The sequence below is a fragment of the Pseudomonas sp. UBA7530 genome (genome assembly GCF_002479365.1).
Lineage (GTDB): Bacteria > Pseudomonadota > Gammaproteobacteria > Pseudomonadales > Pseudomonadaceae > Aquipseudomonas.
The window spans coordinates 92,008-110,524 of the sequence record NZ_DLMS01000004.1 but is presented as its reverse complement, the minus strand read 5'-3'; the positions used below and the strand labels follow the sequence as shown (position 1 = coordinate 110,524).

General features: G+C 64.7%; 16 protein-coding genes. 8 read left to right on the top strand and 8 right to left on the bottom strand.

Translation table 11 applies throughout. The annotated features are described in order from the left end of the window. Positions 1-60: 60 nt before the first annotated feature. Entirely contained in the window at positions 61-789 is a 729-nt protein-coding gene (locus B2U07_RS08750) for a carbonic anhydrase (protein ID WP_197858873.1), read from the top strand. 252 nt (positions 790-1,041) lie between these two features. Here the strand turns inward: B2U07_RS08750 and oadA are convergent, their stop codons facing one another. Together oadA and B2U07_RS08740 are read right to left on the bottom strand one after the other, a co-directional pair. Further along, positions 1,042-2,853, bottom strand: a complete 1,812-nt coding sequence (oadA, locus tag B2U07_RS08745; protein WP_197858874.1) for a sodium-extruding oxaloacetate decarboxylase subunit alpha — start codon at positions 2,851-2,853, stop codon at positions 1,042-1,044. Positions 2,854-2,861: 8 nt separating this feature from the next. Further along, the gene (locus B2U07_RS08740) at positions 2,862-4,277 is read right to left on the bottom strand and encodes an acetyl-CoA carboxylase biotin carboxylase subunit (protein WP_197858875.1); all 1,416 of its coding nucleotides are present in this window, start codon (positions 4,275-4,277) and stop codon (positions 2,862-2,864) included. A 154-nt stretch (positions 4,278-4,431) separates the two neighbouring features. Between B2U07_RS08740 and B2U07_RS08735 the strand changes: the two genes are divergently transcribed. Both B2U07_RS08735 and B2U07_RS08730 read left to right on the top strand, forming a co-directional pair. After that, on the top strand, positions 4,432-5,406 hold the full coding sequence (locus tag B2U07_RS08735) for a LysR family transcriptional regulator (RefSeq protein ID WP_275546382.1): 975 nt from the start codon (positions 4,432-4,434) through the stop codon (positions 5,404-5,406). A 70-nt stretch (positions 5,407-5,476) separates the two neighbouring features. Further along, positions 5,477-6,664: an XdhC family protein gene (locus B2U07_RS08730; protein WP_296276812.1), complete on the top strand. Its 1,188-nt coding sequence runs from the start codon at positions 5,477-5,479 to the stop codon at positions 6,662-6,664. A 328-nt stretch (positions 6,665-6,992) separates the two neighbouring features. Here B2U07_RS08730 and B2U07_RS08725 read toward each other — a convergent pair whose 3' ends face one another. The 4 genes from B2U07_RS08725 to hexR form a co-directional block, all read right to left on the bottom strand. Then, positions 6,993-9,230, bottom strand: a complete 2,238-nt coding sequence (locus B2U07_RS08725) for a xanthine dehydrogenase family protein molybdopterin-binding subunit (RefSeq protein WP_275546380.1) — start codon at positions 9,228-9,230, stop codon at positions 6,993-6,995. A gap of 13 nt (positions 9,231-9,243) precedes the next feature. Then, positions 9,244-9,702, bottom strand: a complete 459-nt coding sequence (locus B2U07_RS08720; RefSeq protein ID WP_275546379.1) for a (2Fe-2S)-binding protein — start codon at positions 9,700-9,702, stop codon at positions 9,244-9,246. A 215-nt stretch (positions 9,703-9,917) separates the two neighbouring features. Beyond that, positions 9,918-10,130: a PA3496 family putative envelope integrity protein gene (locus B2U07_RS08715; protein ID WP_197858879.1), complete on the bottom strand. Its 213-nt coding sequence runs from the start codon at positions 10,128-10,130 to the stop codon at positions 9,918-9,920. 96 nt (positions 10,131-10,226) lie between these two features. Next, positions 10,227-11,093 (bottom strand): transcriptional regulator HexR, encoded by an 867-nt coding sequence (gene hexR, locus B2U07_RS08710; protein WP_197858880.1) that lies wholly within the window; start codon positions 11,091-11,093, stop codon positions 10,227-10,229. Positions 11,094-11,383: 290 nt separating this feature from the next. Here hexR and zwf point away from each other — a divergent pair, with 290 nt between their 5' ends. Then, complete coding sequence (gene zwf / locus B2U07_RS08705) at positions 11,384-12,805, top strand: glucose-6-phosphate dehydrogenase (protein WP_275546431.1); 1,422 nt, start codon at positions 11,384-11,386, stop codon at positions 12,803-12,805. An 80-nt stretch (positions 12,806-12,885) separates the two neighbouring features. On the opposite strand, the gene B2U07_RS08700 is transcribed toward zwf, so the two are convergent. After that, a complete protein-coding gene (locus tag B2U07_RS08700) occupies positions 12,886-14,127 on the bottom strand; it encodes an MFS transporter (protein ID WP_275546378.1) in 1,242 nt (413 codons plus the stop codon). 208 nt (positions 14,128-14,335) lie between these two features. Further along, positions 14,336-15,286, bottom strand: a complete 951-nt coding sequence (znuA, locus tag B2U07_RS08695; protein WP_275546377.1) for a zinc ABC transporter substrate-binding protein ZnuA — start codon at positions 15,284-15,286, stop codon at positions 14,336-14,338. A gap of 66 nt (positions 15,287-15,352) precedes the next feature. Here znuA and zur point away from each other — a divergent pair, with 66 nt between their 5' ends. From zur to B2U07_RS08675, 4 genes are all read left to right on the top strand, one after another. Then, positions 15,353-15,838, top strand: a complete 486-nt coding sequence (zur, locus tag B2U07_RS08690; RefSeq protein ID WP_197858884.1) for a zinc uptake transcriptional repressor Zur — start codon at positions 15,353-15,355, stop codon at positions 15,836-15,838. Beyond that, positions 15,835-16,623, top strand: a complete 789-nt coding sequence (gene znuC / locus B2U07_RS08685; protein ID WP_275546430.1) for a zinc ABC transporter ATP-binding protein ZnuC — start codon at positions 15,835-15,837, stop codon at positions 16,621-16,623. The genes zur and znuC overlap by 4 nt, the downstream gene beginning before the upstream one ends. Beyond that, positions 16,623-17,411 carry a zinc ABC transporter permease subunit ZnuB gene (znuB, locus tag B2U07_RS08680; protein ID WP_275546376.1) on the top strand — a complete coding sequence of 263 codons (789 nt, stop codon included), beginning with the start codon at positions 16,623-16,625 and terminating at the stop codon, positions 17,409-17,411. Before znuC ends, znuB begins: the two co-directional genes overlap by 1 nt. 153 nt (positions 17,412-17,564) lie before the next feature. Beyond that, positions 17,565-18,389, top strand: a complete 825-nt coding sequence (locus tag B2U07_RS08675) for a PA5502 family lipoprotein (protein ID WP_275546375.1) — start codon at positions 17,565-17,567, stop codon at positions 18,387-18,389. The last annotated feature ends 128 nt before the right edge of the window (positions 18,390-18,517 follow it).

The following is an 18,517-nucleotide window of genomic DNA, read 5'->3' as shown; positions in this document are numbered from 1 at the left end:
CGCACCCCGCTGCGGCTGTCGTTTTAGCAGCGTATTTTCGATAACAAAGAGGTTCAGGGCATGCCTTACAAACATCAGGTGATTCCGCTTCAGGCCCATGAGGGCAACGAAACCGCCGATCAGGCGCTGCACAGCATCGTCGAGGGCTTCAAACGCTTTCGCAACGAGGTATTCCCGCAGCAGGAAGAGCTGTTCAAGAAGCTCGCCACCGCCCAGAACCCACGCGCCATGTTCATCACCTGCGCCGACTCGCGCGTGGTGCCGGAGCTGATCACCCAAAGCTCGCCGGGCGACCTGTTCGTCAACCGTAACGTTGGTAACGTCGTACCGGCCTACGGGCAGATGATGGGTGGCGTATCCACCGCCATCGAGTACGCGGTGATGGCTCTGGGTGTGCAGCACATTATCGTCTGCGGGCACTCCGACTGCGGCGCGATGAAGGCGGTACTCAACCCGGCGTCTCTGGAAAGCATGCCCACGGTAAAGGCCTGGCTGCGCCACGCCGAGGTCGCGCGCAGCGTGGTCGCCGAGAATTGCAACTGCAGCAACAACCAAGAAGCCCTGGAAGTGCTCACGGAAGAGAACGTGGTGGCGCAGCTCAATCACCTGTGCACGCACCCGTCGGTGGCAGCCAGGCTGGCGCGCGGTCAGCTGTTCATCCATGGCTGGGTGTATGACATCGAAACCAGCCAGATCAAGGCTTACGATGCCGAGCTGGGCAGCTTCCTGCCGCTCGATGGCGATAAGGTACCGATGGCCACGCCGCGCGCACGTTTTCCTCAGGAGTGAAACGCGCCGGCCGGAGCTCAGGCTCCGGCCGGCTGAAAGGAGAAGGCCATGCCCCGCGCAAGCGGTGCTGATCGCCCGCGCTGTGCTTGCGCACCTGGGGCATGACCAGAGAACTGCAGGAAAAAAAGGAGCCTTGCGGCTCCTGGGTCTCGAACCCTGGGCGTCCGGTCAGGGACGCCAACGAATAAAAAAGGAGCCCGGGTTATACGCCCCGTCAAACTTGCCCATCCAACAGGCCGGGCTCCATAGAGGTTAACCTTCGATTTCCACCAGCACTTCGCCCGGATTGACGCGGTCGCCCTTGGCCACGTGAACGGCCTTGACGGTACCGGCAATCGGCGCCTGCACCTCGGTTTCCATCTTCATTGCTTCGGTGATCAGTACGGCCTGACCGGCCTTGACCGTGTCACCTTCCTTGACCAGCACATCGACGATGTTGCCCGGCATGGTGGTGGACACGTCGCCCGGTGCCCCGGCCTGCTTGCGTTTGCCGCCGCTGCCAGCGACGAAATCGTTGAGCGGCTCGAACACCACCTCTTCCGGCATGCCGTCGATGGACAGGTAGAAGTGGCGCTTGCCGTCGCCCTTGACGCCGACGCCGGTGATGTCCACGCGGTAGCTTTCGCCATGCACGTCGACCACGAACTCGGTCGGCACGCCTTCACCACCGACCGGCGCCGCCTTGCCCTGGCCATTCGGCATGGGCAGCAGCTCTTCCGGTTTGAGGGTGCCGGCCGCGCGCTCTTCGAGGAACTTGCGCCCGATGTCAGGGAACATGGCGAAGGTCAGCACGTCCTCTTCGCACGATGCCAGGCTGCCGATCTCTTCACGCAGGCGCGCCAGCTCGGGTTTGAGCAGGTCGGCCGGGCGCACGTCGATCACTTCCTCGCTGCCGATGGCCTGCTTGCGCAGTTGCTCGTCGACCTTGCCCGGCGCCTTGCCGTAGCGGCCCTGCAGGTACAGCTTCACTTCGTTGGTGATGGTCTTGTAGCGCTCGCCAGCCAGCACGTTGAAGAACGCCTGGGTGCCGACGATCTGCGACGTCGGGGTCACCAGCGGCGGGAAGCCGAGGTCGGCACGCACACGCGGAATTTCTTCCAGCACTTCGTTCATGCGGTTCAGCGCACCCTGCTCCTTGAGCTGGTTGGCCAGGTTGGAAATCATCCCGCCCGGCACCTGGTTGACCTGCACGCGGGTATCCACGCCGGTGAACTCGCTCTCGAACTGGTGGTACTTCTTGCGCACAGCGTGGAAGTACATGCCGATTTCCTGGATCAGTTCCAGATCCAGGCCGGTGTCGAACTCGCTGCCCTTGAGCGCGGCGACCATCGACTCGGTGCCCGGATGGCTGGTGCCCCAGGCCAGGCTGGAGATGGCGGTGTCGATATGATCGGCACCGGCTTCGATGGCCTTGAGCTGACACATGGCGCCGAGACCGGCGGTGTCGTGGCTGTGGATAAATACCGGCAAATCGATCTCGGCCTTCAGCGCCTTGACCAATTCGAAGGTGGCATAGGGCGTAAGCAGGCCGGCCATGTCCTTGATCGCGATGGAGTCGATGCCCATCGCCTGCATGGCCTTGGCCTGGCCGACGAAGGCCTCGTTGGTGTGCACCGGGCTGGTGGTATAGGCGATGGTGCCCTGGGCGTGCTTGCCGGCAGCCTTGACCGCCTCGATGGCCACGCGCAGGTTACGCACGTCGTTCATCGCATCGAAGATGCGGAACACGTCGATGCCGTTGACCGCGGCCTTGGCCACGAAGGCGCGCACCACGTCATCGCTGTAGTGGCGGTAGCCGAGCAGGTTCTGCCCGCGCAGAAGCATCTGCAGGCGGGTGTTGGGCAGCGCGGCCTTGAGCTGGCGCAGGCGCTCCCACGGGTCTTCCTTGAGGAAGCGCACGCACGAATCGAAGGTGGCCCCACCCCAGACTTCCAGCGACCAGTAGCCGACGCGATCGAGCTTGTCGCAGATCGGCAGCATGTCCTCGGTGCGCATGCGGGTCGCCAGCAGCGACTGGTGGGCATCGCGCAGGACGGTATCGGTAACGGTGATCTTCTTGCTCATGATGTCCCCTACAGGCCCGCGTGGGCAGCGATGGCAGTGGCGATGGCGATGGCCAGGTGCGACGGGTTGCGCTTGATCGAGTACTGGGTCAGTTCCGGGTGGCTTTCGACGAAGCTGGTATTGAACTGGCCGCTACGGAATTCCGGGTTACGCAGGATTTCCTGGTAATAGGGCGCGGTGGTGCGCACGCCCTGCACGCGCATGTCGTCCAGTGCGCGCAGGCCACGATCCATCGCCTCTTCCCAGGTCAGCGCCCAGACGATCAGCTTCAAGCACATCGAGTCGTAATAGGGCGGAATGGTGTAGCCGGTGTAGATCGCCGTGTCGGTGCGCACACCGGGGCCGCCGGGGGCGTAGTAGCGGGTGATCTTGCCGAACGACGGCAGGAAGTTGTTCTTCGGGTCCTCGGCGTTGATACGGAACTGCAGGGCATAACCGCGGTGGATGATGTCTTCCTGCTTGACCGACAGCGGCAGGCCACTAGCGATGCGGATCTGCTCGCGAACGATGTCGATGCCGGTGATTTCCTCGGTGATGGTGTGCTCCACCTGCACCCGGGTGTTCATCTCCATGAAGTACACCTCGCCTTCGGCGAGCAGGAACTCCACGGTACCGGCGTTCTCGTAGCCCACGGCCTGCGCTGCACGCACGGCCAGGTCACCGATATAGGCGCGCTGCTCGGGGGTGAGCTGCGGGCTGGGGGCGATTTCGATCAGTTTTTGGTTACGCCGCTGGATCGAGCAATCTCGCTCGTACAGGTGCACGGTGTTGCCGAAGCTGTCGGCGAGGATCTGCGCCTCGATGTGCTTCGGGTTGACGATGCATTTTTCCAGGAAGACGGAGGCCGAACCGAAGGCCTTGGTCGCCTCGGAGATCACTCGCGGGTAGGCCTGCTCCAGCTCCTCGCGGCTGTTGCAGCGACGAATGCCGCGACCGCCACCACCGGAGGTCGCCTTGAGCATCACCGGGTAACCGATACGCTCGCCTTCTCGCAGGGCTTCGGCCAGGTCGGCGACGTTGCCTTCGGTGCCGGGAGTGCAGGGCACACCAGCAGCCATCATGCTGCGTCGGGCTTCGGTCTTGTCGCCCATGCGGCGGATGACTTCCGCGCTCGGACCTATGAATTTGATCCCACGTTCAGCGCAGATCTCTGCAAGTTCGGCGTTTTCAGAAAGGAAACCGTAGCCGGGGTGCAACGCATCGCAGCCGGTTTCCACCGCCAGATTGACCAGCTTGCGCGGGTTCAGATAGCCGGCCAGCGGATCTTCGCCAATGCTGTGCGCCTCGTCGGCACGCTTGACGTGCAACGCATGACGGTCGGCGTCGGAATAGATCGCCACCGAGCGGATGCCCATTTCGGCGCAGGCCCGCACGATGCGGACGGCAATCTCACCACGGTTGGCGATCAATATTTTTCTTATCACGATCCAATCCTCAGCGCAGAGCTGCAAGGGACGCTGCAACAGTTGGTTGCAAACGTGGTGAAACCCTATCCGGCTATACGAATTAACCAAAATGAATAATTATTTGATCGTGCATAAGTAATTACTTATACGTTGATCGAACGAGGACGAAAACGTGCGTAAAACCCTGCTGCGCATGACCTTGCGCCAGCTTCACTTATTCCGGGCGGTGTGCGAGCACGGCTCATACAGCCGTGCGGCCGACGAAATGGCGCTGACCCAACCGGCCGTGAGCCTGCAGATTCGTCAGTTGGAAGATCTGGTCGGCCAGCCGCTGTTCGAGTACGTCGGCAAAAAGCTCTACCTCACCGAGGCCGCCGAAGCGCTGCGCCGCGCCAGCAGCGACATTTTCGGCCGCCTGGAAAGCTTGGATATGCAGTTGTCCGACTTGCAGGGCTCGCTGCAGGGGCAGCTCAATTTGTGCGTGGAATCCAGCGCCAAATACTTCATTCCCCACCTTTTCGCCGATTTTCGCCGCCAGTATCCGGAAGTCAGCCTCAACCTTACGGTGGTCAACCACGCTCTGGCTGTGCGTCGCCTGACCCTCAGCCGCGACGACCTGATGATCATGAGTCAGGTGCCGCAGGACCTGGCGCTGGACTTCATGCCCTTTCTCAACAACCCGATCATCGCCGTGGCGCCGCCAGATCACCCGCTGTGCGAGGCGGACAGTCTCCAGTTGCAGGATCTAACCGCCTATCCGCTGCTGATTCGCGAAAGCGGCTCCGGTACCCGCCGGGCCTGCGAGGAGTACTGCCACCAGAAACGCGCGCATTTCCCGCATACGCTGGAGATCGGTTCACTGGAATCGCAGCGCGAAGCGGTGCTGGCCGGGCTTGGTATTGCCTTGCTACCGCGCCATGCGGTGCGCCTGGAGCTGCAGCACGGCCTGCTGCGCGAACTGCCAGTGGCCGAGCTACCGCTGCAAAGAAGCTGGTGCGTAGTGAATATTCGCGGCCGCAGGTTGTCCCCTGTAGCACAGGCTTTCGTCGATTACATCCGCACCGAACGTGCTCGCATCGTCAAGTTGGCCGAGCGTTTCGAGGGTAGCCACGCAGGATCGGGCAAGAATCTCGCAGAATCGGCCTAACCTTTCCCGACTGACCTGAGCGACATTGCCAACCTGGAATCACACCGCCAAACCCGTCCGGGAGAACTCTATGCTGTCGGGAATCAGCGCCCTGCTCGAGGCCATGCGCGCGCTGGAGCGCGACAATGGCCAGGCCGTGCTCGCCACCGTGGTCAAGGTCGAAGGCTCGGCCTATCGCCGCCCCGGCGCGCGCATGCTGATCCCGCTGTATGGCGGCACCGTCGGCACCATCAGCGGCGGTTGCCTGGAGTCCGAAGTGGCGAAGAAGGCCTGGTGGCTAACAGATAGCGGTGAGCCGGTGATTCGCCGCTACAGCACGGCCACCGAGGAAGACGATGACGACCAGGACGCCGCGCTGACTTTCGGCCTCGGCTGCAACGGCACCGTGCATGTGCTGCTCGAACGCCACAGCGCGGAAAAGCCGCTGGTGGTGCTCGATCTCTTACGTCAGGTGCGCGAAAGCGGTCAGGCTGGGGCAGTCGCCACGGTGATCGGCCGCTATCGCAACGCCCGCGTGCGTGTCGGTGATCGCTTGTACCTGCATCCCGCACTTAGCGACAGCGATCGCCTGCTCGATCCTGAACTCGACGCCGAGGTTCGCGCCGGCCTGCAACGAACCCTGACCGATGGCCGCTCCTTGCTGCGCAGCTACCGCGATGAGCGCGGCGAGATCGAGGTTTTCTGCGAGTATCTGGCGCCGCAGCGGCGCCTGGTGATCTTTGGCGCCGGGCATGATGCCCAGCCGCTGACGCATATGGCCAAACTGCTGGACTGGCACGTTACGGTGGTTGATGGCCGCGCCCATTTCGCCCGCGCTGAACGCTTCCCCGATGCGGATGCGGTGCTGCAGGTCGATGCCAAGCCACCCTACGATCTGCACGCCCTAACTGACGGCGCCCTGGTGGCGATCATGAGCCACAGCTACAGCCAGGATCGTCACTGGCTCGGCAGCGTGCTGCAGGGTTCGCCTGCCTATATCGGCCAATTGGGGCCGCGTGACCGCACCGAACGCCTGCTGAACGAGATCCGTCAGCATACCGAGCAGTTGCCGGCACTGGAGCGCCTGCACTACCCCATCGGCCTGGATATCGGCGGCGACACGCCGGAAAGCGTGGCCACGGCGATCCTCGCCGAGATGACCGCGGCCATCAACCAGCGCACAGGCGGCATGCTCAAGCATCGCCAGGCGGCGATCCATACGCCAACGCCGCAAGATTGCAGCGAGATCGAAAGCGCGGCCAGACTGACTGCCTCCTGAGCGAAGCCCCGAATTGCATCCGGGCTACATGTAGGGTGGGCTTCAGCCCACCACGGCTGGTCTGGTGGGCTAAACACCCTACATGCTGAACACGCCCGATACGATCCCGTAGGAGCGGCTTCAGCCGCGATCAATGGCCAAAGCTCGCCGCTAAAGCGCCTCCTACACAAGAACGACCTCCCGAGGCACGATTGATTTCCCCCTGTGGGAGGGGCTTTAGCCGCGACACCTTTGCAGCAATCTCGCCGCTAAAGCACCTCCCACAGTGCCCCCCACAAACCAAAACGCCCGGGCAACTGCCCGGGCGTCGTGTTTACCGCGCCTTCGGTCAGGCCGTGATCTGCGCCGGGAACGGCAGCTTGCGCAGGCGCACGCCAGTGGCGGCGAACAGGGCGTTGGCCAGGGCCGGCGCCAGCGGCGGCACGCCCGGCTCACCGACACCGGTGGGGTTCTGCGCAGACGGCACGATATGCACTTCAACCTTGGGCATCTCGTTCATGCGCAGCACCTGGAAGTCGTGGAAGTTCGACTGCTCGACCCGGCCTTCCTTCAAGGTGATCGCGCTGTGCCGGGCAGCCGCCAGGGCGAAGCCGATACCGCCTTCCATCTGCGCCTTGATCACATCCGGGTTGATCGCGATGCCGCAGTCCACGGCACACACCACACGGTCCAGGCGATAGCTGCCATCGGCCTTGACCGTGACCTCGGCGACCTGCGCGACGAACGAGCCGAACGATTCATGCACGGCAATACCACGCCCGCGCTTCTCACCCTCGGCGCCGGCAGCCAGCGGCTTGTCCCAGCCGGCCTGCTTGGCGGCCAGCTCCAACACACCGCGATGACGCGGCTGGCTGTCCAGCAGCGCATGGCGGAACGCGTAGGGGTCCTGCCCGGCCGCCACGGCCGCCTCGTCGATCATGGTTTCGGCGACATAACCGGTGTGGGTATGACCGACCGAACGCCACCACAGCACCGGCACCTTGATATTGCTCGGCGTGCTCAGCTCCACCTGCAGGTTGGGCACCGCGTAGGACAGGTTGGAAATACCCTCGACCGAAGTATGGTCGACACCATCCTTGATCATGAAAGGCTCCATCGAAGTGCCGGTCATGATTGACTGGCCGACGATGCGGTTGTGCCAGGCCTGCAACTTGCCGGCCTCGTCCAGACCAATGCGTGCACGGTGCACGTACATCGGCCGGAAGAACCCGCCACGGGTGTCGTCCTCACGGGTCCAGACCATCTTCACCGGCGCATCGACGCCCTTGTCGCGCGCGGCCCTGGTGAACGCCACCGCTTCCAGCAGGTAATCCGACTGCGAACTGGCGCGACGACCGAAACTGCCGCCCGCGTACAGCTGGGTCAGCGAAACCTGTTCGGGCTTGAAGCCCAGGTAGTTGCTGATGATGGCCTGGTCGACAGTCTGGAATTGCTCGCCATTCCAGATCTCGCAGCGCTCGTCGGAGAGTTTCACCAGGCAATTCATCGGCTCCATCGCCGCATGAGCCAGGTAAGGGAATTCGTAGTCGGCCTCGACCACTTTGGCGGCCTTGGCCAGCGCCGCATCGGCGTCGCCCTTGCTCGTCGCCGGTAAACCGGGCTTGCCCGCGCTGTCGCGGTATTGCGCGAGAATCTCCTCGCTGCCGAGGGTGAAGGCCTGGCTCTCGTCCCAGTCGATCACCAGCGCATCACGACCCTGACGCGCCGCCCAAGTGTTCTTCGCCAGCACGGCGACCCCCGAACGGCCGTGGGGCAGGTCGCGAAACTCCACCACTTCGACCACATCACGCACGGCCTTGGCCTTGCTGCTATCGACCGAGCGTGGCACGCCGCCGAAACGCGGCGGATAGGCGACCATGGCCACCAGCATGCCGGGCAGCTTGAAGTCCTGGGTGAAGATGGCGCTGCCATCGGTCTTGCCCGGACTGTCCTTGCGGCGCAGTTCGCGCTTGCCGATCAGCTTGAAGTCCTTGGGGTTCTTGAGCTGCACCTGCTCGGGCACCGGCAGTTGCGCGGCGGCCTCGACCAGTTCGCCAAAGCCGGCGCTGCGCCCGGAACCGCCGTGACTGACCACGCCCTTGTCGACGCTGATTTCACTCGCAGGCACGCCCCAGCGCTGCGCGGCCGCAGCCACCAGCATGGCCTTGGCGGTCGCACCGGCGTTGCGCATCTGCTCCCAGGAGTTGGCCATGGCGGTGCTGCCGCCAGTACCCTGCATCGGGCCAAAGGCAAGGTTGTTGTAGCGCTTCACATCGGCCGGCGCGCCTTCGACGCGCACCTTGTCCCAGTCCGCGTCCAGTTCTTCGGCCAACAGCGTGGCCAGGCCGGTGTAGCTGCCCTGGCCCATTTCCAGGTGTTTGGCCAGCACGGTCACCGTGCCATCGAGGTCGATGCGCACGAAGGCGTTCGGCTCCAGCGGGCCACTTGCGGCCAGTGCATCCATGCCGCGCAACAGCGGCGCGAAGAAGATGCCCAGCGCCAGGCCGCCGGCGCCCTTGAGCAGGCTGCGACGGCTGACATTGAGAATGCCGCGCGTGGCGCTATCGGGGGTTTCGATCTTGCCCATGATTCGACGCTCCTCAGGCCAGCTGACCAGCCGCTTGGTGGATGGCGGCGCGAATCCGCACATAGGTGGCGCAGCGGCAGATGTTGCCGCTCATGGCCGCATCGATGTCGGCGTCACTCGGCGCCTTGTTGCTGCTCAGCAGCGCCGTGGCGGCCATGATCTGCCCGGACTGGCAGTAGCCGCACTGCACCACGTCCAGCTCGCGCCAGGCCTGTTGCACCACCTTGCCCACGGCGTCTTCGCCGACCGCCTCGATGGTGCTGATGCGTTTGCCGGCCACCGCCGATACCGGCGTGACGCAGGAGCGGGTCGGCTGGCCATCGACATTCACCGTGCAGGCGCCGCACAGGGCCATGCCACAGCCGTACTTGGTGCCAGTGAGATTGGCGACGTCGCGCAAGGCCCAGAGCAGCGGCATATCGCCTGCCACGTCCAGTTCATGCTCCTGGCCGTTGAGATTCAGGGTAATCATGGTCTGCCCACCTTTCTGATGGTGTCTAAGTCATTTCGCCAGGCCGCGCTGGCGATCCCGGTCAGGCCCGCACGCAAGGGGCCGGAGCGTCACTTTAGTGGGCGCAAAAGCGGCTGTCGCCGCCTGCAGATGAGATAGGCAGAACCGGGCAACAAGTTCGTAGAATCGGGCAAGCTCATTGCCCTGCCCGCAGGCAGGCAGGGCGACGAGAGGAGTCAGGCGGCGCGGCGCGAGGTGCGTTCGCTGCGCTGCGCGTAGCTGGCGGGCACCAGCTCGGGGAAGTCGGCAAGCTCGCGTTGCAGCTGGCACTGCTCGGCATAATTTTCGATGGCCCGGCGATAGGCCATGCGGCGCTGGTCTTGCAGTTTGCGCCGGGTCTTGGCGTCGGGTTGGTCGTGCAGTTGCGCGTCATCGAAGATACGAGGCATCTCGGTTCTCCCGGAACGAGGACTGGAGGCCTCAGCTTGCTCCGGGCAGATGACGCTTTTGCGGCGGGCAGATGAACAGGCGGTGAAACCGCGCGCTCAGTCCTCGCTGCTGCGCAGGGACTTTGGCGACAGGCGCAGGCTGCGCAGACTGCGCTTGACGCTCTTGAGGTGGTTGACCAGGCTCGGGCCCCGCGCCATGGCCACGCCCATGGCGAGTACGTCGATCACCACCAGGTGGGCGATGCGCGAGGTCAGCGGGGTGTAGATCTCGGTGTCTTCCTGCACGTCGATGGCCAGGTTCACGGTCGACAGCTCCGCCAGCGGAGTCTGGCTCGGGCACAGGGTGATCAGGCTGGCGCCGGATTCACGCACCAGATTGGCGGTGATCAGCAGGTCCTTGGAACGCCCGGACTGGGAAATGCACACTGCCACATCGCCCGGCTGCAGGGTCACCGCACTCATCGCCTGCATGTGCGGGTCGGAATAGGCCGCGGCGTTGAGCAACAGGCGGAAGAATTTGTGCTGGGCATCGGCCGCCACGGCGCCGGAGGCACCGAAGCCGTAGAACTCCACGCGCTGCGCATTGGAGCAAGCGGCGATGGCGCGCTGCAGGGCCTCGGGGTCGAGCTTCTCGCGCACCTCCATCAGCGTATGCAGGGTGGTGTCGAAGATCTTCAGGCTGAAGTCGGCGACCGAGTCATCCTCGTGAATCGCGAACTGACCGAAGCTGGCACCGGCGGCCAGGCTCTGCGCCAGTTTCAGCTTGAGGTCCTGGAAACCACTGCAACCGATGGCGCGGCAGAAACGCACGATGGTCGGCTCGCTGATGCCGACACTGTGCGCCAGCTCGGCCATGGAGCTATGCATCACCGATGCAGGATCGAGCAAGACGTGATCGGCCACCTTGAGCTCGGACTTGCGCAGCAGGTGGCGCGACTGGGCGATGTGTTGCAACAGATTCACGGAGATAGGCTCTATGCAGAAAAGGGTCTACCGCGGCGCTCGGCGAGTCTCGGCTCGGTTATGATCGGCGGTCGGCGGTTGTAGTGACCTTGTAGTTATACTACATAGCTCGCGCTCGCGCACAGCCAAGCGGCTGCCGAACAGCTGAACGAATGTTTCAAACATCGGGCACGCCGCAAAAACACAGGCATTCTTGGGGCGTTTTTCACCGCCTCCTTCCTGCAAACGCAGGTAGTTTGCAACGGTCCGCTAAACGAGTCGGAGTGTTTCCCTTGAGTATTCCCTGCGACATGCTGGTCTTCGGTGGCACGGGCGATCTGGCCCTGCACAAGCTGCTGCCGGCGCTCTATCACCTGCACCGCGAAGGGCGCCTACACGCCGATGTGCGCATCCTCGCCCTGGCTCGCAGCAGCCACACCCGCGAGGCCTACCAGGCCCTTGCCGAGCGCCACTGCCGCGCCCAGGTCGCCCGTGCCGATTTCACCAACGAGGCCTGGGCCAGCTTCGCCGCACGCCTCGACTACTTCGCCATGGACGCCGCGCAGAGCGCCGATTTCGGCCGCCTGGCCAAGCGCCTGGGGCGTGATGAACAGCGTGTGCGGGTCTACTACCTGGCCACCGCACCGAGCCTGTTCGAAGACATCGCCGCGCACCTGGCCAACACCGGCCTGGCCGGGCCGGCGGCACGCATCGTGCTGGAAAAACCCATCGGCCACTCGCTGGAGTCGGCCCGCGCGATCAACGCTGCCATCGGCGCCGTGTTCGATGAGGCGCGGGTGTTTCGTATCGATCACTACCTGGGCAAGGAAACTGTGCAGAACCTCATGGCGCTGCGCTTCGCCAATGCCCTGTTCGAACCGGTATGGCGCGCCGGTCACATCGACCACGTGCAGATCAGCGTCTGCGAAACCCTCGGCGTGGAAAACCGCGGCGGCTACTACGACAAGGCCGGCGCCATGCGCGACATGATCCAGAACCACCTGCTGCAACTGCTCTGCCTGGTGGCCATGGAGGCGCCGGTACGATTCGACGCCGAGGCAGTACGCAACGAGAAGGTGAAGATCCTCGAAGCGCTGAAACCCATCTCCGGCCTCGACGTGCAGGACAAGACCGTGCGCGGCCAGTACACCGCCGGCAAGATCGGCGGCCACGATGTCCCCGCCTACTACTTCGAGAAGAACGTCGACAACGACAGCGACACCGAAACCTTCGTCGCCGTGCAGGTGGAAATCGACAACTGGCGCTGGGCTGGCGTGCCGTTCTACCTACGCACTGGCAAGCGTCTGGCGAAGAAAACCTCGGAAATTCTCATCCAGTTCAAACCGGTGCCGCACCGCCTGTTCAATGGCGGCGAAGCCAACCAGCTGCTGATCCGCCTGCAGCCGGAAGAGCGCATCAGCCTGCAACTGATGGCCAAGAATCCCGGCAAGGGCATGCGCCTGAAGCCGGTGGAGTTGGATCTCAACCTGGCCAACGCCTTCAACCAGCAGCGCCGCTGGGACGCCTACGAGCGCCTGCTGCTCGACGTGATCGACGGCGACTCGACGTTGTTCATGCGCCGCGATGAAGTCGAGGCCGCCTGGCAATGGGTCGACCCGATCCTGCAGGGCTGGCACCAGCATTATCAAAGCCCGCGACCCTACCCGGCCGGCAGCGATGGGCCGGAGCAACTGCAGCACCTGCTGGAGCGGCACGGGAGGCACTGGGCATAGACGTGCAGCCGGAAGCGATCCGGGAATGACCGGCACCTTCCCCGGATTGCATCCGGGCTACTGGCTCGCGCCAACGTCGCTCAGGCTACTGATCGGCGCGCGTGCGCGAACACCACAAGCAACACCAGCATTCCCAGCCCTCCAGCAGCCAGGAACAAACCCTCGTACCCCAACGCCTTGGCCAGCACTCCACTGCTGGCGCCGACGAAGCCGGACAACAGCAGTTGCGCCGACGCCTGTAGAGTGAAGTCGGCGCCTTCGTGTTCGGCGCGGCACATGCGCATCATCGCGGCGAACAGGGCAACGGTGGACATGCCATCGGCTATCTGCTCGAACAGGGTCACGACGTAGACCAACCCAGTGTTGGCGCCCTGCCCCACCAGCAACGCCAGGGCGGCGATGCCGATGGCCTGCAGCGCGCCGAACAGCATCAGCGACCGCAGCACGCCGATGCGCGCGTAGAGCAGGCCGCCGAGCACAGCGCCAGCGATGCCGGCCAGGCTGCTGATCAGGGTTAGCTGGCCAAGCGCGCCCGTGCTCCAGCCCTGATCCACCAGCATCGGTTTGATCATCGGCGAGCCCAGCGAGTCGCCGAGCTTGAAGGTCAGCACCACCGCCAGCCACAGCAGCATGCCCGGCTGCGCCAGCAGGCCGCGGTAGTGATCGAGCAACAGTCGCGGGCCAAGGGCACGCTCCGCCAGAGCAGGCTGAAAGGGCAGGACACGGCGCTCGGGGAACAACCAGATCGGCACGGTCATCAGCAGGATCAGGCCGGCCACCAGCCCCACCGCCAGGTTCCAGCCCAGCGGGTCGATCACCAGCAGCAGTCCGCTGCCGCTGACGATCATGCCGACCTTGTAGCCACCGACCTGCAGGCTGTTGCCCAGGCCGCGCCAGCGTTCGGGCAACAGGCGTACGGTTAGGCCATCGGTGGCCACGTCCTGGGTCGAGGCCAGCAGGTTGATCAACAACAGCAGGCCGAGCAAAAGCCACAGGCTGGAGCCAAACAGCGTCTGCGGAGCTAGCAGCGCCAGTGCGGCGACACAGACGATGACGCCCGTCTGCAGCGGCAGGATCCAGCCACGATGGTGGCCCAGTCGAGGCGAGGCCAGGCGGTCGATCCAGGGCGCCCAGCACACCTTAAGCAGCCAGGGTAGCGCCAGCAGTTTGAGCAGACCGATCAGTGCCAGGTCGACGCCATGCTGACGCAGCAGCACCGGCAACGAGTGGGCGATCAATCCGGACGGCAGGCCTTGCGCGCAATAGAGCGAAGCCAGCAGCACCAGCGTGGCGTTGGACGGACGAGGTGCGGTTGGCGACATGGCGGGCGCTCGCGGCAAAAGCGCAAGCCTAGTGGTTTGCGCCAGCCAGCGGCAATGCGACGCTGGTTACAGTTCGTAGCTCGGTTCGTCGCGGCTGAAGCCCCTCCCACAACAGCCGACCCGTAGCCCGGATGCAATCCGGGGCACTTCAATCGCGAATGAATTCGCTCCTACACAGGGTCTGCCGCTGGATTCTCCAATGCGACCCTTACAGGCTATTCAGGCACTCGCTGAGGCCGTTTGCCAGGTTATCCAGCAGCTGCTCGTAACCGCTGGCGTCGACCGGCAGGGTGCCGCCCAGCGCATCCAGCTCCGCCAGCTTGACCGGCAGGCCCGCGGTGAGGGTTTCCGCCAGGCGCGGGCGCAGCGGCGGTTCGCTGAAGACGCAACTCGGGCCGGTCTGCTGCAGGCGCTCGCGCATGGCAGCGACATGCCGCGCACCGGGCTGGACTTCGGTCAGCACGCTGAACACGCCGGCGTGCTTGAGGCCATAGGCAGCCTCGAAATAGTCGAAGGCCTCGTGGAAAACGAAGTAGGGCTTGCCTTGAAGTTCGGCCAGTTGCGGGCGGATACGGCCATCGAGCGCGTCCAGGCGCGCTTCGAAGGCTTGCAGATTGGCGGCGTAACGCCCGGCGTTGGCAGCATCCAGCTTGGCCAGGTCCGCGGCCATGCGCGCGGCGATCACCTTGGCGTTGTCCGCGGCCAGCCACAAATGGGCATCCAGGCTGCCCGGGCGATGGTCGTGATCGTGCCCCAGGTCGTCACCGGCATGGGCGTGCTCATGATCATGATCGTCGTGTTGGTGGTCGTGGTCATGCTCGCCATGGCTGTCGCCAAAGTGACGCAGGGTCATGCCGGGCAGATCCTGCACGGCCACCTGCGGTTTGTTGCGGCTGCTCAGGACGCGGGGCAGGAAGGCTTCCATGTCCGGGCCGATCCAGTACAGCAAGTCGGCCTCGCGCACTCGCCGTACGTCGGAAGGACGCAGCGCATAGTGGTGCGGCGAGGCGCCCGGCGGCAGCAGCACTTCGGGCTCGCCAACACCGTCCTGTACCGCCGCGGCGATCAGTTGCAGCGGTTTGATACTGGTCAGAACACGCACCTCGGCCTGGGCGCTGGCGACGAAAAGAAGGGTAAAGAGACAGAAAAGACGCAACACGGGGAATACTCGGATGGAATTGAATGGGTAATATAATAACGTCTCTTACCAGCGCCGTCCTTGCCCATGACCGACACGCCTCTGGCTTCACGCCCACACGACCATTCCCGCTGCGTCAGCCATGCGCTGGCTGAAGCCGAAGCCATCTGCGCTCGCCAGGGCCTGCGCCTGACCGCCCTGCGCAAACGCGTGCTGGAGTTGGTCTGGGCCAGCCACAAACCGCTCGGCGCCTACGACATTCTCGGCGTGCTGAGTGATGAAGATGGCCGCCGCGCCGCGCCGCCCACGGTCTACCGCGCGCTGGACTTCCTCCTGGAAAACGGCCTGGTGCACCGCATCGCGTCACTCAACGCCTTCGTCGGCTGCAGCCATCCGGAGCACGCGCATCAGGGCCAGTTCCTGATCTGCCGGGCCTGCCATGCGGCGACCGAACTGGAGCAGCCCGCCATCAGCCAGGCCATCGTCGACGGCGCAGCCGGCGTCGGTTTCGCCGTGGAAAGCCAGACCGTGGAAGTCGTCGGCCTATGCGCAGGCTGCAAGGGCGCGGCATGAGCGAAGCGCTGATCCGCCTCGACGGCGTCGCTGTCAGCTTCAACGGCCAGCCAGTGCTGGACGACGTGCAGCTCAGCGTACAACCCGGCGAGATCGTCACCCTGATCGGCCCCAACGGCGCCGGCAAGACCACCCTGGTACGGGTGGTGCTCGGCCTGCTGCAGCCTGAGCGTGGCAGCGTGCGCCGTACACCGCGTCTGCGCATCGGCTACATGCCGCAGAAACTTCATGTCGACGCCACCCTACCGCTGTCGGTGCTGCGCTTCTTGCGCCTGGTGCCAGGCGTGGATCGCAAACGCGCGCTGTCGGCACTGGCTGAAGTCGGTGCCGAGCAGGTGATCGACAGCCCGCTACAGAGCATTTCCGGCGGCGAGATGCAGCGCGTGCTGCTGGCCCGCGCCCTGCTGCGCGAGCCGCAACTCCTGGTGCTCGACGAGCCGGTGCAGGGCGTCGACGTCGCCGGCCAGGCCGAGTTGTACCGGCTGATCTCGCGGCTGCGCGAGCGTCACGGCTGCGGCGTGCTGATGGTCTCGCACGACCTGCACCTGGTGATGAGCGCCACCGATCAGGTGGTCTGCCTTAACCGCCACGTATGCTGCTCCGGCCACCCGGAACAGGTCAGCTTCGATCCCGCCTTCATCGAGCTGTTCGGCCAGGACGCCAAGAGCCTGGCCGTCTATCACCACCACCACGACCATGCTCACGACCTGCATGGCGGCGTGGTCAAGCCCGGCCTGACCATTCACGGCCCGGCTCACGTTCACGGCCCGGACTGCAAACACTGATGCCCGATTTCCTTCTCAACGCCCTGCTCGCCGGCCTGGCGCTGGCCCTGGTGGCCGGCCCGCTCGGCTCCTTCGTGGTGTGGCGACGCATGGCCTATTTCGGCGACACGCTGTCCCACGCCGCCCTGCTCGGCGTGGCGCTGGGCCTGCTGCTCGACGTCAGCCCGACCCTCACCGTGACCGTCGGCTGCGTGCTGCTCGCCGTGCTGCTGGTGACCCTGCAACAGCGCCAGCCGCTGGCCTCCGACACCCTGCTGGGCATCCTCGCCCACAGCACCCTGTCGCTGGGCCTTGTGGCGCTGAGCTTCATGCATGACGTGCGCATCGACCTGATGAGCTACCTGTTCGGCGACCTGCTCGCCGTCAGCCCCAACGATCTGGCCTGGATCATCGGCGGTAGCACGCTGGTGCTGGCGCTGCTGGCCTGGCTGTGGCGACCGCTGCTGGCGATCACCGTGCACGAGGAGCTGGCGCGGGTCGAAGGCCTGCCGGTGGCGGCGATTCGCCTGGCGCTGATGCTGCTGATCGCCGTGGTGATCGCCGTGGCGATGAAGATCGTCGGCGTGCTGCTGATCACCTCTCTGCTGATCATCCCCGCGGCTGCCGCCCAGCGTCACGCGCGCACGCCGGAGCAGATGGCCGTGGGCGCCAGCCTGCTCGGGCTGCTGGCGGTGTGCTGCGGCCTGGCGCTGTCCTGGTACCAGGACACACCGGCCGGGCCTTCCATCGTGGTCAGCGCCGCGGCGCTGTTCCTGGCCAGCTTCGCACTGCCCAGGCGCAGCGCCTGATGGCGCGCTCTGCGTAGCCCGGATGCAATCCGGGAATGCTCCAGCACGTTTTCCCCGGATTGCATCCGGGCTACGGCGCGACCGATCAAGGTGAAATCAGCAGTACGAACCTGTATGATTGCGCGTTTTTTGCACAATTCGAGACGCGTAGTCATGAAGTCGTTCGCTTTTCGCGGTCTTCCTCTTTTGCTGGTTCTGCTGCTGATCGGTTGCCAGAGCAGCCAGCAGCAGAGTCTCCCGCCGGTCGATGATCTGGTCCTCGCCTTCCGCCAGCTCGACCTGAGCCTGGCCGAGGAGCGTCTCGACGATGCGCGTAGCCAGCTCGGCGCACTGCAGCAACGCGCCAGCCGCGACACACGCCTGGAGCAGTACCAGCGCCAACTGGCCGAAGCCTATATGGAGCGGGGCCAGGAAGCGCTGCAGCAGGGCGATCTGGACCTCGCCGCACAAGCGCTGGGCCAGGCTCGCAGCCTGATGCCGCAGGCACCGTCATTGAGTCACGACCTCAACCAGGCCATCGATAGCGCCCGCGCCGCACGCCAGGCTGCAGCCGAACAGCAGGCACGCGAAGCTGCCGCCAAACTCGACGCCGAGCGCCAGGAGCAACTGCGCCAGCAGCGCCTGGCCAGAGCATCCGTCGCAACGGCGCCTGCGAGCGAGCCGGCACCAGAGGCCGAGAGCACGCCTGCCGCCCGAGTGATCGACCCCAGCGCGGCCACCAGTTCGGTGGCGTTGCCTATGCTGGACAGCCAGGACAACCAGCAATTGCGCCGCCTGCTCGACAGCGTGGCAGCGGACGTCGTGACCTTTCGCTGCGCCGTGCGCATCGAAGTACGCGAGGCCAAGGACTATCCCTGGGTCGCGGCACTGCTCTCGGCTCGTATCAAGAAGCTCGACCCGAGCTTCCGTCCGCAGCTAAGCCAGAAGATCGCGCCGCAACAGGTACCGCGCCTACTGTTGAGCCCGCAGCGTCAGTGAAACAGGCGCTGAGACCGCCGCTGATCGTTAATTCCGATTTGTAATAACCATAGGCCAACAAAGATTTTCTCGGCCTAAACACCGCCGGGTAGACTAGCGCCCTTTTGCGCCCACCCGGCGCCCGATGG